Here is a 15,058-nt window from a genome sequence, read left to right on the forward strand (position 1 = left end):
GAACTCCCGTTGCCGCCCCGGGTCCGCGCCAACCTCGCGGTGCCCTCGCCGCTGGAACCCTGGCTGGAGCTGGCCTGGCAGCGGCACGGCATCCAGGTCCGCGGCCCGGAGGTGGTTCGCTCGTGGTGACCGTGCAACTGTCCTATGTGGACGCTGGTGAGCTCTACCTGACCTGGCGCTGGGAACACGACCCCGAACACCCCAGGGTCCTTGCCCTGCCCCGGGAACGGGTCACCCCGCCGCTGACCGCGCTGACCGAGGCCCTGCCCACGCCGCGTCCGGGCGAGTCCGCGCACCAGGCCCTCACCCGTGCCCTCGCCGGTGGCGCGCTGACCGACCGGGACCGGGAGTGCGCGCTGGCCACCAACCTGGCCGCCGCGCTCATTCCCGCCCAACTTGCCCGCGAGCTCGAAGCGGCCGGTGCGGGCCTGCACCTGCGGATCCAGCCCTCCCCGTCCACCGCCCAGGTGCCGTGGGAGGCGTTGCGGGTGGACCAGTCACAACGTCTGGTGCACCACGCGAAGGTCTCCCTGCTCACCCCGGCCACCGTGCGCAACGCGCCTGCCCGCCGGGTGTCCGCCCGGACCGGCCCGCTGGCCGCGGTGGTCGATCCGCCCACCCCGCTCGGCCGGGTGCTGACCGAGGTCCCCGCGCCACTGGCCGCGCTCGATCCGCTGGACCGCGACTCCTTGCGGGCGGCGCTGGCCGAGGCCGGCCGGTTCCTCTACGTCGGGCACGTGACCACCGCGGCGCACGCGCTGGAGGCCCGCCTGCACCTGGCGCAGGGCCCGCTCAGCGCCGCGGACCTGCTGGGCTGGCGGATCCCGAACCGGGTGGCCCTGATCGCCTGCGAGAGCGGCGGCGACCACCGCTACGCCGAACCTTCCGGTCTGCTCGCCGCCCTGGTGCACGGCGGGGCCGAGCAGGTCACCGCCACCCGCTGGGTGCTGCCCACGCACGCGGGCCTGACCCGGCTGTTCCCCGGTTTCCTTGCCCCTGCCGACGTCCTGGCCACGGCGGTGCTGGCCGTGCACGAGGCACACGCGGAGGCCGATCCCGTTGCCGCGCTGAACCGTTGGCAGCGCGCCGAGGCCGACCGCTGGGAGTCCACCGGCGCGCCCGCGCACACCCCGCTGGTGTGGGCGGCCTTCGGCACCGCCTACGCGCCCGGTTAGAGCGGGATGGGGTGCCCGGAGCGGAAGTGCGCGCACTGCTCCGGCACGTCCTGCCGACAGGTCAGCAGGTGCCGCAGATAGGCGCCCGCCGCCTCCAGCTCCTGGATCTCCTTGTCCACCAACGCGATCCGCTCGACCACCGTGTCGTGCCAGTCGTGCGCGGCGGTGCGCCCGGCCAGCAGCACGCCGATCTCCTCCAGGGAAAGGCGGCCGACGAACCGCCACTGCTTGATCAGCGCGATCCGGTAGAGCTGGGTGGCGTCGTAGCAGCGCTGGCCGCCGCGGCGTTGCGGGGTGATCAGGCCGCGGCGCTCCCAGTAGTGCAGCGTGGAGATCGGCAGGTCGAAGTGCGCGGCGGCGGTCCGGATCGAGCAGAGCTTGTCCACCAGCCCATTTGACCTCAACCCGGGTTGAGCTTGCAAGGTAACCCTTACCTAACTCAGAGGGGGAACCTGTGCCCGACCCACTGTTGGCCGCGGCCGCCGCGCTGCGCGCCGGAGCGGTGACCAGCGAGGCGCTCACCGAGTCCGCCATCGCCGCCGCCGACCGCGATGACGCGCGGCTCGGCGTGTACCTGACCAGGCTCGACGACCAGGCGAGAGCAGCGGCGCGGCGGGCGGACCGGGAGCTGGCCAAGGGGCTGGACCGTGGTCCGCTGCACGGCATCCCGATCGGGATCAAGGACAACCTCGCGCTGGCCGGAGTGCCCACCACCGCGCAGAGCCTGGTGCTCGATCCCGGCTGGGGCGGCGGCCGGGACGCGCCGGTGGTGGCCCGGCTGCGGGCCGCGGGCGCGGTGCTCACCGGCACGACCACCATGATGGAGTTCGGCTGCGGCCTGCCCGAGGCCGGCAAACCCTTTCCGGTGCCGCGGAACCCGCACGATCCGGAGCGCTGGGCCGGTGGCTCCAGCTCCGGGTCGGCCAGCGGGGTGGTGGCCGGGATGTTCCTGGCCGGGATCGGCTCGGACACCGCGGGCAGCATCCGGATGCCCGCCGCGTTCTGCGGGATCACCGGACTGCTGCCCACCTATGGGCTGGTGCCGACCGCGGGCAGCATCCCGCTGAGCCCGAGCCTGGACCGGATCGGCCCGCTCGCGCACGGCGCGCTGGACTGCGCCGCGGTGCTCGCCGCCCTGACCCCGTTCACCATGCCCGAGCCCGCCGACGACCTGACCGGACTGCGGATCGGCGCGGTGCGCGAACACCACTTCCCGGCGCACGGCGATCCCGCGGTGGCACCGGCTTTCGACGCCGCGCTGGACGTGCTGGCCGGGCTCGGCGCGGCGGTGACCGAGGTGCGGCTGCCGTACTGGCGGGAGACGATCACCGCCACGCTGGTCACCGCGGACTGCGAGGGCCTGGCCTACCACCGCGCCACCCTGGCCGAGCGCTGGTCGGACTACACCGTGGCCGCCCGCGGGCTGCTGGCTGCTGGCGCGCTGGTCTCGGGCGCGGATTACGTTGCGGCGCAACGGGTTCGCCGGGTGGCGCGGGCGGCGGTGGCCGAGCTGTTCGCCGAGGTCGACATCATCGCCTGCCCGACCGCCTCGACCGGCGCGCCGCCGTTCGAGGCGCTGGCCACCCCGGCCGGGCACCAGGACAACGAGGGCCTGTTCGGGCTGCTGCACACGCCGTACTGGAACGCGGTGGGCAACCCGGTGCTCGCGCTGCCCATGGGGCACACCGCGGACGGCCTGCCGCTCTCCCTCCAGCTGGCCGGGCCGGATCACGGCGAGCAGGTGCTGCTCCGGGTCGGCGCGGCCTTCCAGGAGCAGGCATGACCGCCGATCCGGGCGCGCTGGTGCGCGCCGCGCTGGCCGCCGCCGGCCTGCCCGCACAGGGAGCCGAGCTGGACGGCCTGATCACGACCTATCCCGCCTACCGGGCCGCGGTGGACGCGCTGTACGCGGTGCCCGGCCCGGACTTCGAGGACACCGTCCAATGAGGACAGACAAGCTGATCCTGTTGCTGGCCTGCGCCTGCGCGTTCATGGTGATCATGGATGCCACCATCGTCTCGGTGGCACTGCCCGACATCGGCGGCGCGCTGGGCTTTCCCGCCGAGTCGCTGCCCTGGGTGGTCAACGCCTACACCCTGGCCTTCGCCGGGTTCCTGTTGCTGGGCGGGCGGTGCGCGGACACCTTCGGCCAGCGGCGGATCCTGCTGCTCAGCCTCGGCCTGTTCACCCTGGCCCGCACCCTCGGTGGCCTGGCCACCGGGCCGGGGCTGCTGCTGGCCGCGCGGGCCGCGCAGGGACTCGGCGGCGCGCTGCTGATGCCGGTCACGCTGTCCCTGCTCACCACCACGTTCACCGATCCGGACCGGCGGACCAGGGCGCTGGCCACCTGGAGCTCGGTCGGCGCGGTCGGCGCGGCCAGCGGTCCGGTGGTCGGCGGGCTGCTCACCGAGGCGCTGAGCTGGCGCTGGGTGTTCTTCGTGACGGTGCCGATCGGGGTGGCCGCGATGGTGCTGGCGGCCCGGATTCTGCCGCCACGGGACCGGGCCGACTCCCCTGCCCGCCTGGACACCGTGGGCGCGGTGCTGGCCACGGCCGGGCTGGTGGGCGTGGTGTACGCGGTGATGGGCTCGGCCCAGGCCGGACTGGCCAGCCCCTCGGTGTTCGGGCCGCTGCTCGGCGGAGTCCTGCTGCTGGCGGTGTTCCTGGTGCACCAGGCGCGGTGGGCGGCCGATCCGCTGGTGCCGCTCGGCGTGTTCCGGCTGGGTTCAGTGGCCGCGGCGAACGGGGTGATGTTCCTGCTGGGCCTGGGTTTCTTCGCCAGCCCGGTCCTGGTCTCGCTGTACTTGCAGTACGTTTCCGGCGCCACCCCAATGGAAGCGGGCCTCGGCTACCTGCCGATCGGGGTGGCGATGTACCTCGGCGCTCGGGCGGCTGGATGGCTCACCGTGCGCTGGGGCGCGCGCCGGGCGACCGTGCTGTGCTGCCTGGTCGGCGCGGCCGGATTCCTTGCCACCGGGGCACTTCTGGGCGTGGACCAGCCCTACCTGATCGCGGTCGCGGTGCCGGGCGCGGTGCTCGGGCTGGGCAGCGCGGCGGCGTTCACCCCGATCACGGTGGCGGCCACCGCGGGCCTGCCTCCGCACCACAACGGGCTGGCCGCCGGACTGCTCAACGCGATCCGGCAGACCAGCGGCGCGATCGGCCTCGCGGTGCTGAGCACGGTGTCCGCCACGGTCAGCGGCGGCCAGGCCACTCGCCCCGCGCTGGCCGCGGGGTACTCGGCGGCCTTCCTGCTCTCGGCCGCCTTCCTGGTCGCCGCGGCCGGGCTGGCCGCCTTCGCCCTGCGTACCCGGGACGCGTGTACGGTGTACACATGGGGACGGCGGACCGGATCGCGGCAGCGGCGCTGACGATCTTGCTGGCAGAGGGCGCGCAGGCGGTGACCATGCGGCGGGTGGCCGCGGCCGCCGGGGTCACCACGATGGCCAGCTACCGGCACTTCCCCAGCCGGGAGGCCTTGCTGCGCACCGTGGTGGACGCCGCGGTCGCCGAGGTCACCGCGACCTGGGGACGGCGCCAGCCGGACGGGACCTTCGAGCAGCGAGTGGACGGCCTGGCCAATGACTTCCTGGACTTCGCGCTGGGCCAGCCGAACCTGTACACCTTCGTGATCACCGAGCGGCGGGACGGGGTGCGGCAGTTTCCCGCCGACTTCCAGGCGGGCGACTCGCCGACCTTCAGCCCGATGCTCCAGGCGGTGACCGAGGCCATCCGCGACGGCCTGCTGCGCGAGGGTGATCCGCTGGAGGTCACCCTGGCCCTGACCACCCCGGTGCTGGGACTTTTGCAGCTCTACCACGGCGGCCGCATCGCACTGTCCGAAGTGGACTTCCGCGCGCTGTGCAAGCGCACGACCGAGAGGGTGCTCGATGGCCTCCGCACGTGACCGCGTGCTCGCCGTGGCCGCGTCCGGGGTGCTGTTCTACTTCGGCACCGGCATGTCCCCGGTCCCCGCGCTGACCTGGCTGGCCCCGTTGCCGGTGCTGCTGCTGGCCTCCCGGGTCCCGGCCTGGACCGCCGCCGGGGCCGGGTTCCTGGCCTACCTGGCGGGCACGGCGAACGCCTGGGAGTTCCAGCTGCGCTCGCACGACACCCCGATGTGGCCGGTCGGGCTGGTGATCAACGTGGGCATGTCGCTGGTGTTCGCGCTGGCGGTGTGGGGTTTCCACTGGCAGGCGGTGCGCGGGCGGGTGCTGCTGGCCGCGCTGACCGCGCCCGCGCTGTGGACCGGGACGGTGTGCCTGGTGTCGGTGGCCAACCCGATGGGGATCATGGGGACGCTGGCCAACGACCTCGGCGATGTGCCGCTGGTGTTGCAGACCGCGGCGGTGACCGGGATGTGGGGCGTGGAGTTCCTGGTGCTGCTGGCGCCCGCGACGATCGCGGCGGTGCTGGCACCCCGGGCGCTCGGATCGGGCCTGGCCGCGCGGGTGTGGACTGGCGTGGTCGCGGTCGGCCTGCTCGGCGCGGCGCTGGGCGCGGGCGCGGTGCGGCTGGCGGAGTCCGGCGGCCCGGTCCAGCGGGTGGCCGCGATCTCGACCAACCAGCGGATGTGGGCCCCCGACCTGGCCACCCCCGCCGGTCGCGACCTGGTCGCCGCCTACGCCGAGCGGATCGCCGCGCTGCCGGCCGGAGTCCGCGCCGTAGTGCTGCCCGAGGGGTCCTTCGGCGCGCACGAGGCCCGGCCCGCCGCGCTGTTCGACCCGATGCGCCGCCTGGCCAAGGACCGCGCGCTGGACATCGTGGTCGGCCACATGCGCTGGGACGGCGCGACCAAGTACAACTACGCCGCCTTGTTCCCGGCTGACGGCGGCGAGCCCGTCTCCTACCTCAAGCACCACAACCCGGCAGGCGTGTCGGGCACCGAACTCCTCCTCCGGGACCGGGCAGGCGTGGTGATCTGCGGGGATGTCAACCACTCCGCCCCGGTCAGCGAGTACGCGGCCGCGGGCGCCGGCCTGCTGCTGGCACCGGCCGCCGACGAGGTCGACAACGGCTGGCAGCACAGCCGGATGATGGTGATCCGCGGGGTCGAGCACGGCCAGGCCACGGTGTGGGCGGCGCGGACCGGCACGCTGACGATTGCCGACGGGTACGGGCGGGTGCTGGCCGAGGCGCGCACCGACCGGCCGGAGCCGTTCGCGACCGTGGTCGCCGAGCTGCCTACCGGGCCGGGCGGCACGCTGTACACCCGGTTCGGTGACTGGTTCGGCTGGTTGTGCCTCGTGCTGGGCGTCGGCGGGCTGTTCCTTCGCGTCCGACGTGGTGACTGATCGCGCCGGGGCGTTTACCGGCGCGCGGCGGGGGTAGACCGGGGCGACCTACGCACTCACAAGGGAGCCCTGATGTCTTCCACCGCAACGCTTCGGCGCACCCCAGTTCAGACTGCCGCGCTCGTGGTCGGCGTGGTGTTCCTGCTCGTGGGCATCGCCGGGTTCATCCCGGGGCTGACGACCAACATCGACTCGCTCACCTTCGCCGGGCACCACTCCGGGGCCCTGCTGATGGGCGTCTTCGCCGTCTCCGTGCTGCACAACCTGGTGCACCTGGCCTTCGGCGTCGCCGCGCTGGTCTTCGCCCGCACCACCAGGGGCGCGGCGCTGTACCTGGTCGGCGGCGGGCTGGTGTACCTGCTGCTGTGGTTCTACGGACTGGTGATCGACCACAACGGCCCGGCGAACTTCGTGCCGGTCAACGACGCGGACAACTGGCTGCACCTGGTGCTGGCCCTCGGGATGGTCGGGCTGGGCTTCGGCCTCGGCAGCCGGGTGCTACGCGAAACCCGGTAAACACCGAAATTCAACTGAAAAACCCCTGACCCGTACTTCCCGGTAGCGTCTTTCCACGGGGTTGCGCGAATATGTACCGTCGGCGGCACTTTGAAGCATGTTCGCGCACACCCTCATCCCCGCCGGGAGTACGACATGCGAGTGCCCCGACCCCTGCGACGTCTGATCGGCGTCCTCTCCCTGCTCGCCCTGCTGGCCCTCGGACAGCAGGCCCAGGCCCAGCCCGCCGAGCGAACCCTCGGCGCGATCACCGGCATCAGCCAGGACGGCGCGACCGTCACGATCAGCGCGGGCAGTGACCGCGTCCGAGTGGGCTTCCTGCAGCCCGATGTGTTCCGGCTCTGGCTCGGCCCCGGCGGCTCGTTCGCCGATCCGGCCGGCCGCGCCATCCTGACCAGCACCGACTTCGGCCCGGTGCGCACCACGGTCACCGAGACCACCGACTACTACAAGATCGAGACTGACGCGGTGGTGCTGCGGGCGTACCAGAAGCCGCTGCGGTTCGCGCTGTACCGCAAGGACAACCAGACCCTGGTGTGGCAGGAGTCGACCGGGCTGACCTGGAGCTCCAGTGCCGCGCGGCAGCGGCTGGTCCGGGGCCAGGACGAGCAGTTCTACGGCACCGGGCTGCGGCTGGGCGCGTGGGCGCTGCGGGACAAGACGGTGCCGGTGCGGGTGGACAACAAGTGGAACGAGGGCAACAACGCCAGCCCGGCCCCGTTCTACCTGTCCACCAACGGTTACGGCGTGGTGCGCAACACCTGGTCGCCGGGCAGCTACTCCTTCACCTCGCCGGTGCAGACCACGCACGAGGAAGGCCGCTTCGACGCGGTGTACTTCGCCGGACAGGGCCTCAAGGAGGTGCTTGACCGGTACACCGACGTGACCGGGAAGCCTTTCCTGGCCCCGATCTACGGCCTGGAGATGGGGCACGCGGACTGCTGGAACGCGAGCAACCCCGAGTACCAGGGTGACCACAACCGGGTGGACCACCAGAAGACCCCGGACGTGCTCAAGTACGCCGAGCAGGCCCGCGCGGCGGACATGCCCTCGGGCTGGTTCCTGCCCAACGACGGCTACGGCTGCGGCTACACCAAGCTGCCGGAGACGGTGAAGTCCTTGCAGGAGAAGGGCTTCTACACCGGGCTGTGGACCTCCACCGGGCTGAAGAACGTCAAGGAGGAGGTCGGCGCGGGCTCGCGGATGATCAAGACCGACGTGGCCTGGATCGGTGGCGGCTACCAGAAGGCCTTCGAGGGCGTGCAGCAGGCGGTCTCCGGGATCGAGGACAACAGCGACGCCCGCCGGTTCGTCTGGACGGTCGACGGCTGGGCAGGCACCCAGCGCAACGCGGTGGTCTGGACCGGGGACACCGAGGGCGACTGGGACAACATGCGCTGGCACGTCCCGGCGATCACCGGCGCGGGCTTCTCCGCACTGAACTACGCCGCGGGCGATGTGGACGGGATCTTCGCGGGTAGCCCGGACACCTACTCGCGGGACTTGCAGTGGAAGGCGTTCACGCCGGTGCTGATGAGCATGTCCGGCTGGGGCGCGAAGAACCCCACCTCGGCCTACCAGGACAAGCAGCCCTGGCGGTTCGACGCGGCGCACCAGGAGATCAACCGCAAGTACCTCAAGCTCAAGATGCGGCTCACCCCGTACTTCTACTCGATGGCGCGGGTGGCGCACGAGACCGGCGTGCCGACCACCAGGGCGATGGTGCTGGAGTACCCCAACGACCCGGTCGCCAGGGGCAACCAGACCAGCCAGCAGTTCCTGGCCGGGGACGCCTTCCTGGTCGCGCCGGTGACCTCGGCGACCGCCACCAGGGACGGCATCTACCTGCCCGCGGGCACCTGGACCGACTACTGGACCGGCACGGTGTACCAGGGTCCGGGCACCTTCGACGGCTACCAGGCCCCGCTGGACCGGCTGCCGCTGTTCGTCAAGGGCGGCGCGATCGTGCCGATGTGGCCGCAGCTCAGCCACCACCGGGAGAAGCCGAAGACGCCGATCACCTTCGACGTCTACCCCAACGGCAGCTCCAGCTTCGAGCTGTACGAGGACGACGGGGTGACCCGGCGGTTCCAGCGCGGTGAGTTCGCCAAGCAGCAGGTGTCGGTGTCCGCGCCGACCGGCGGCCGCGGTGACGTCACGGTGCGGGTCGGCGCGTCCGTCGGCGACTACGCGGGCAAGCCCGCCGGCCGGGGTTACGAACTGGCGGTGCACGTGGCGGGCGCGCCGGGCAAGGTCACGCTGGGCGGCAGTGCGCTGACCGGCTACGCCAAGCGGGCCGACTACGAGGCGGCGGCGACCGGCTGGTTCTTCGAGCGCGGCGTGCTGCACGTGCGCACCGGCGCGCAGTCCACCGGCGCGGCGTTCACCGTCACCGCGGAGGGCGTGCAACTGCCGGTGCCGCAGGCGATTCCGACCAGGGCGGACGAGCCTATCGCCAAGTCCGGCTGGACGGTCAAGCATGTGGACAGCCAGGAGACCGCGGGCGAGAACGGGGCCGCGGCCAACGCCATCGACGACAACCCCGGCACCCAGTGGCACACCCAGTGGTCGGGCACGGGTTCGGCGCTGCCGCACGAGATCCAGCTCGACCTCGGTGCCACGCACGAGATCACCGGACTGTCCTACTTGCCGAGGCAGGACGCCGGGGTCAACGGCGGCATCAAGGGCTACGAGGTCTACGTCAGCGCTGACGGCACGAGCTGGGGCCAGGCGGTGGCGACCGGGACCTTCGCCGCGGACAAGGGCGAGAAGCTGGTCAGCTTCGCCGCGAAAACGGGGCGGTACCTGAGGTTGCGGGCCACCAGTGAGATCAACGGCGGCACCTGGACCAGTGCGGCCGAGATCGGTGCGCGCAGACTGAAGAAATAGTCCACAATGGACAGACAGTCACCGGTGGCGCGGGTGCGCGAGCTGATCGCGCACCCGCCCGCCGCGGTGCTGGTGGACGGCGCGGCGGGCCTGGGCAAGTCCTGGCTCGCCGCGCAGGCGCTGGCCGGGTCGACCGCCGGGGTGCGCGCGCTGGTCGAGTGCCTGGGCCTGCCGGATGAGCCGAAGGTGTTGCTGCGTGAGGTGGTGCGGGCGCTGGTGGAGGCCGGGTGTGATCCGGCGGCGGGGCGGGCGGTGGTCACGGCGGCGGAGCAGGCGGACGGCTCGGCCTACCGGACCTGCGCGGCACTGCGCGAGCTGCTCGCCGGGGCGGGTTCGGTGCTGCTCGTGGTCGACGACGTCAAGCTGGCCGATCGCTGGTCCCGTCAGGTGTTGCGGTGCTGCGCGACCCGATTGCCCCCAGGGGCCGCGATGGTGCTCACCTCCGCGCCATGGCCTGGGCCGCGGATCGAGCTGACGCCGCTGCGGGTGGCCGAGGTGGCGGCGCTGGTGGACGCGCCGGAGCCCTGGGTGCGCGAGGTGCACCGGCTCACCGGCGGGATTCCGTTGCTGGTCAACGAGGTCCTGGCCCGGATCACCCCCGCTGACGGCGAGCCGGGCGCGGCGCTGGTGCGCACCGGACTGCCCAGGAGCGTGCTGGAACTGGTGACCAGCCGCCTGACACCGATGCCGCCGGTGGTGCAGGTCGCCGCGTTGCTGCGGGGGCCGATCGACCCGGCGATCCCGGCGCGGGTGTGCGGGGTGGACCCGGCCAAGGCGGAGGCGGCGCTGGTGCGGGCGGTGGACGCCGGGCTGCTCGCGGTGCGCCCGGACGGCGCGTTCGAGTTCCGGCCGCCGCTGTGGGCGCTCGCGGTGGCCGAGACCATGCCGGTGGCGCGGCGGCGGCAGGCGCACCCGGCGATCGTGCGGGCGCTGGATGACGCGGCCCTGCCCGAGCTGATCCACCACTGCCGCGCGGCAGGCGACCTGGCGGCAGCCGCCCGGCACGCCGAACGCGCCGCGGACCGCGCCATGCGCGCCGGCGAGCCTGCCACGGCGGTCGGACTGCTGCGCGACCTGCTCGGCGAACCGCGACTGCCCCGCCGGATCCGCGCCGGTCTGGCCGGTCGGCTGGGCAGGCTGACCGTGGGCAGCTGGTCCTACCGCGACACGGTGACCCTGCTGCGCGGCCTGGTCGCCGACGACCTGCTGCCCGAGGGCGTGCGCGGCGAGCTGCGGCTGCACCTGGGCCTGCTGCTGGCCAACCAGGCCGGTGACGCCGACGCGGGCCGCGCGGAGCTGGTGCGCGCGGTCCCGGAACTGCGGCGGCGGCCCGCGCTGGCGGCCAGGGCGGTCTCCGCGCTGGCCCTGCCGCACCTGGGCACCGCGCCGATGGCCGAGCACCTGCGCTGGCTGGCCGAGCTGGACCGGCTCACGCCCCGGCGCGGCGATCCGGCGCTGCTGACCGCGATCGAGGTCAACCGGTCCACCACCCTGCTCCAGCTCGGCGACCACCAAGCCTGGGACGCGCTGCCTGCCACCGGGCACCGGCTGGAGCTGCTGCGCGGCTACCTGAACTTCACCGACGCCGCGATCACCCTCGGCCACCACCGGGCCGCGGCCGGATTCCTGGCCGAGGCCGAGTCCCTGGCCAGCGCGGCCCCGTACCTGGCGCAGTGGGCGACCACGAACCAGCTGCGCCTGGCCCTGGTCACCGGCCAGTGGACCGGCCTGGCCGAGCGGGTGCGCGCGCACCTGGGCACCGGCCCGCACAACCCGCGCTCGGCCGCCGAGTCGCGGCTGGTGCTGGCCCGGCTCGCCTTCGCCAGGGGCGAGTGGGCGGAGGCGGAGTCGCTGCTGGCCGGATCGGGCTGGTGCGGCTCCGCGGTGCCCGCCGCGGCCGCCACCCGGATCCGGCTGGCCACCGCCCGCGGCCGGCCGGCGGACCCGTCCTGTGCTGAGCTGCGGCGCAAAGGCGTGTGGGTGTGGGCAGCCGAGCTGGTGGACGCGGTGGTGGAAGCCCTGCTGCGGCAAGGAGATCCGGCCGCGGCGCGGGCGTTGCTGGCCGAGTTCGCCGCGGAGATCGCGGACCGGGACTACCCGCTCGGACAGGCGATGCTGGCCTACGGCAACGGATTGGTGGCCGAGGACGGCACCGCGCTGTTCATGGCGGCCGCGGAGCAGTTCGCCGCCCTCCCCCGCCCCTACGAGCACGCCCGCGCCCTCGAAGCCCTGGCCCGGCACCTGTTCGCCACCGGCGAGCGGGCCACCGCCGAACAACGGATCGCCGAGGCCACCAGGATGTTCGGCGAGCTCGGCGCGAGCTGGGACGCCGCCCGCTGCGAACGCCTGCTGCGCCAGCACCGCGGCCCGCTCGGCGGCGGACCGGGCAGACGTGGCTACGGCGGCGCGCTGTCCCCGCGTGAGCGGGAGGTGGCGCGGCTGATCACCTCGGGGCGCACCAACCGGGAGATCGCCGAGCTGCTGTTCCTGTCCCCGCGCACGGTGGAGCGGCACGTGGCCAGCCTGTTGCGCAAGCTCGGCGCGCGCAGCCGCACCGAGGTCACCCCCGGGGCGCGAAGAACACGCCCAGGATGAGCTGCGCGGCAAGCACGGCGGTCCAGATCAGCGCCTTGCGGGTGGGCCTGGGTCCGTCGCGGAGCAGCCGCACGCCGAAGGGGGCCAGGGCCAGGGTCAGCCCGCCGATGGCGATCAGCGAGACCGGCAGCTGGGTGCCCTTCAGGGTGCCGAAGGCGTGCAAGGACATCAGGGCCAGCGCGAGGGCGCTCAGCGGATGGAAAACCCCTGATCGCCACGCGCCGAGGGCGAGCACGATCCAGCCGATCAGGATGGCCCCGCCGAAGGTGCGGAACGGGTGCCAGGTCAGCTCGCCCCAGAACCGGTAGTAGTCGCTCACGAGCTGTCCGGCTCGCTCGATGCCCTGGGTGTCGGCCAGCACGAACACCAGCTGGTCGGTGCCCGCGTGGTAGGCGCGGGTGCACAGGCCGAGGATCACCAGTGTGCCGCCCCAGTACGCCCACACCGGCCTGGTGGCCGCGATCCGCTGGCACAGCGCGATCACCGCGAAGCACAGCAGCACGTTGCCCAGCGCGAAGCAGGCGTAGGCGGCGGACATCAGCGCCGGATGTTGCTGGTGCGCCTGGAGCTGCTGTGGGAAGAAGAAGTGGAACGGCGACCGCAGCAGCGCACCGGTCAGCAGCAGGAGCGGGCCCGCGATCAGCGAGATCCCGCCGACCCACCGGCCGGGGAACAACGCTTGCCGCGCAAGCACATCCGCGCTCTGCCGAGTGTCGTCAACCATGGCTGGAGGGTATTTCTGGCGGCCTGGGTGGCGCGTCTGCCCGTGGTCTTCACTCCGCGGCCGGTTGTCCTCCCTGGGGCAGAGGCGGCCGGTGGTACGGTCCGCTCATGGTCACCGTGGCACTGCTGGCCCTGGTGGAACTCTGGGCGTTGCTGGACCCGCCGGGCCGGGTGGCCGTGGGGCCGGTCTGGGCGATGCTCCTGGTGTCCTGCGCGCTGGCATTTCCTGTGCTGGCAAGGCGTCGGTGGCCGCTCGCGGCGTTCGCGGTCGCCCTGGTGATCGCGCTGACCGCCACGGTCGCGGGCGCGGTCGGCGGCGGGGTGGTGTGGATCGCCTACCTGCCCTCGGCGGTGGCGCTGTACCCGGTCGCCGTGGCCGGACGGACCTGGCGGTCGCTGGCGGTGCTGGGCGCGGCGATCACCTTGGCCACCGGGGCGATCCTGGCCTACTACCGGTGGGTGCTGCCCGGCCTGGCCGTGCCGACCCTGCCGGTGGAGGTGCCGGTGGCCTGGCCGGTGGAGATCGGCTTGGTCACCGTGCTGCTGGGTGGTGCGGCCGGGATCGGCGGCGCGGTCGCCCGGCGGCGGCGGATCGCGGCGCACCTGGTCGCGGAGTCCTCGCGGCGGGCGGTGGCCGAGGAGCGGCTGCGCATCGCGCGGGAGCTGCACGACGTGGTCGGCCACAGCCTGAGCCTGATCGCGGTGCAGGCCACCGTGGCCAACCACCTCGGCCCCGGCTCCGCCAATGCCAGTTCGGCGCTGCGCACCATCGAGTCCACCAGCCGCGGGGCCCTGGCCGAGGTCCGCCGGGTGCTCGGCGCGCTCCGCTCCGACGCCGAGCTCACCCCCATCCCCGGACCGGCCGACCTGCCAGGGCTGGCCGCCGGATCCGGCCTGGCCGTGGACCTCACCCTGCGCGGTGACCGCGAACTGCCCGCCGGTCTGGGGCTCACGGTGTACCGGATCGTGCAGGAGGCGTTGACCAACGTGTTGCGGCACGCCGGAACCGGCTCCTGCCGGGTGCTCGTCGACCGCACCGGACCGGCGGTCCTGGTCGAGGTCCTCGACGACGGGCGCGGCGGCGAACCCTCGGGCAGCGGCAACGGGCTGCTCGGCCTGCGGGAGCGGGCCGCTCTCTTCGGTGGCACGCTCAGCGCCGGACCGAGACCTGAGGGCGGGTTCGCATTGGCGGCCAGGATTCCGATCGACGCCGAGGAGGCGCGGTGACCAGCGTGGTGCTCGCCGAGGACCAGGTGTTGTTGCGGGACAGCCTGGTCGCGCTGATCGACTCCACTGAGGACCTCAGCGTGGTCGGGCAGGCGGGCACCGGGACGGCAGCCGTCGAGCTGGCCCGGCGCTGCCGGCCGGACGTGGTGCTGATGGACGTGCGGATGCCGGAGCTGGACGGCATCGAGGCGACCCGGCGGATCTGCGCCGAGGGCACGGCCAGGGTGCTCATCCTGACCACCTTCGACCTGGACGAGTACGTGCACGCCGCGTTGCGGGCCGGCGCCAGCGGGTTCCTGGTCAAGGACTCCTCGGCCGCGGACCTGCTGGCCGCGGTGCGGATCGTGGCCGCGGGCGAGGCGCTGCTCGCGCCGACGGTGACCCGGCGGCTGATCGAGCAGTTCCGCGCCCAGCGACCGCCCTCCCGGGACAACTCGCTGGACGGCCTCACCCCTCGGGAGACCGAGGTGTTGCGGCTGATCGCCGACGGCCTGTCCAACGCCGAGATCGCCGACCGGCTGTTCCTGGGCGTGGGCACGGTCAAGACGCACGTCGGCCGCCTGCTGGCCAAGCTGTCCGCCAGGGACCGGGCCCAGCTGGTCATCCGGGCCTACGACGGCGGACTGGTCACCAGGTAGG

At 73.3% G+C, this 15,058-nt stretch carries 13 protein-coding genes; 11 read left to right on the top strand and 2 right to left on the bottom strand.

Going from position 1 to position 15,058, the window contains the following annotated elements; genetic code table 11:
- The first annotated feature begins 125 nt into the window (after nt 1-125).
- Nucleotides 126-1,175, top strand: a complete 1,050-nt coding sequence (locus M8C13_RS43000) for a CHAT domain-containing protein (protein WP_252486614.1) — start codon at nt 126-128, stop codon at nt 1,173-1,175.
- On the opposite strand, the gene M8C13_RS43005 is transcribed toward M8C13_RS43000, so the two are convergent.
- Complete coding sequence (locus M8C13_RS43005; protein WP_252486615.1) at nt 1,172-1,561, bottom strand: MerR family transcriptional regulator; 390 nt, start codon at nt 1,559-1,561, stop codon at nt 1,172-1,174. The two genes, M8C13_RS43000 and M8C13_RS43005, sit on opposite strands and share 4 nt — an antisense overlap.
- 68 nt (nt 1,562-1,629) lie before the next feature.
- Between M8C13_RS43005 and M8C13_RS43010 the strand changes: the two genes are divergently transcribed.
- From M8C13_RS43010 to M8C13_RS43045, 8 genes are all read left to right on the top strand, one after another.
- A complete protein-coding gene (locus M8C13_RS43010; protein ID WP_252486616.1) occupies nt 1,630-2,958 on the top strand; it encodes an amidase in 1,329 nt (442 codons plus the stop codon).
- Nucleotides 2,955-3,122, top strand: a complete 168-nt coding sequence (locus M8C13_RS43015; RefSeq protein ID WP_252486617.1) for a hypothetical protein — start codon at nt 2,955-2,957, stop codon at nt 3,120-3,122. Before M8C13_RS43010 ends, M8C13_RS43015 begins: the two co-directional genes overlap by 4 nt.
- The gene (locus tag M8C13_RS43020; protein ID WP_252486618.1) at nt 3,119-4,546 is read left to right on the top strand and encodes a DHA2 family efflux MFS transporter permease subunit; all 1,428 of its coding nucleotides are present in this window, start codon (nt 3,119-3,121) and stop codon (nt 4,544-4,546) included. The genes M8C13_RS43015 and M8C13_RS43020 overlap by 4 nt, the downstream gene beginning before the upstream one ends.
- Nucleotides 4,510-5,082, top strand: coding sequence for a TetR/AcrR family transcriptional regulator (locus M8C13_RS43025; protein ID WP_252486619.1), 573 nt, complete (start codon nt 4,510-4,512; stop codon nt 5,080-5,082). Before M8C13_RS43020 ends, M8C13_RS43025 begins: the two co-directional genes overlap by 37 nt.
- Nucleotides 5,066-6,469 carry a nitrilase-related carbon-nitrogen hydrolase gene (locus tag M8C13_RS43030; RefSeq protein ID WP_252486620.1) on the top strand — a complete coding sequence of 468 codons (1,404 nt, stop codon included), beginning with the start codon at nt 5,066-5,068 and terminating at the stop codon, nt 6,467-6,469. The genes M8C13_RS43025 and M8C13_RS43030 overlap by 17 nt, the downstream gene beginning before the upstream one ends.
- A 72-nt stretch (nt 6,470-6,541) precedes the next feature.
- Nucleotides 6,542-6,985 carry a DUF4383 domain-containing protein gene (locus M8C13_RS43035; RefSeq protein WP_252486621.1) on the top strand — a complete coding sequence of 148 codons (444 nt, stop codon included), beginning with the start codon at nt 6,542-6,544 and terminating at the stop codon, nt 6,983-6,985.
- A gap of 135 nt (nt 6,986-7,120) precedes the next feature.
- Entirely contained in the window at nt 7,121-9,874 is a 2,754-nt protein-coding gene (locus M8C13_RS43040; protein WP_252486622.1) for a discoidin domain-containing protein, read from the top strand.
- Nucleotides 9,875-9,880: 6 nt separating this feature from the next.
- Nucleotides 9,881-12,469 (top strand): LuxR family transcriptional regulator, encoded by a 2,589-nt coding sequence (locus M8C13_RS43045; protein ID WP_252486623.1) that lies wholly within the window; start codon nt 9,881-9,883, stop codon nt 12,467-12,469.
- Here the strand turns inward: M8C13_RS43045 and M8C13_RS43050 are convergent.
- Nucleotides 12,435-13,193: a hypothetical protein gene (locus M8C13_RS43050; RefSeq protein WP_252486624.1), complete on the bottom strand. Its 759-nt coding sequence runs from the start codon at nt 13,191-13,193 to the stop codon at nt 12,435-12,437. The two genes, M8C13_RS43045 and M8C13_RS43050, sit on opposite strands and share 35 nt — an antisense overlap.
- Before the next feature lie 107 nt (nt 13,194-13,300).
- Here M8C13_RS43050 and M8C13_RS43055 point away from each other — a divergent pair, with 107 nt between their 5' ends.
- Together M8C13_RS43055 and M8C13_RS43060 are read left to right on the top strand one after the other, a co-directional pair.
- A complete protein-coding gene (locus M8C13_RS43055; protein ID WP_252486625.1) occupies nt 13,301-14,419 on the top strand; it encodes a sensor histidine kinase in 1,119 nt (372 codons plus the stop codon).
- The gene (locus tag M8C13_RS43060) at nt 14,416-15,057 is read left to right on the top strand and encodes a response regulator transcription factor (RefSeq protein WP_252486626.1); all 642 of its coding nucleotides are present in this window, start codon (nt 14,416-14,418) and stop codon (nt 15,055-15,057) included. The genes M8C13_RS43055 and M8C13_RS43060 overlap by 4 nt, the downstream gene beginning before the upstream one ends.
- The last annotated feature ends 1 nt before the right edge of the window (nt 15,058 follow it).

Origin of the sequence: Crossiella sp. SN42 (assembly GCF_023897065.1) — a bacterium.
Lineage (GTDB): Bacteria > Actinomycetota > Actinomycetes > Mycobacteriales > Pseudonocardiaceae > Crossiella.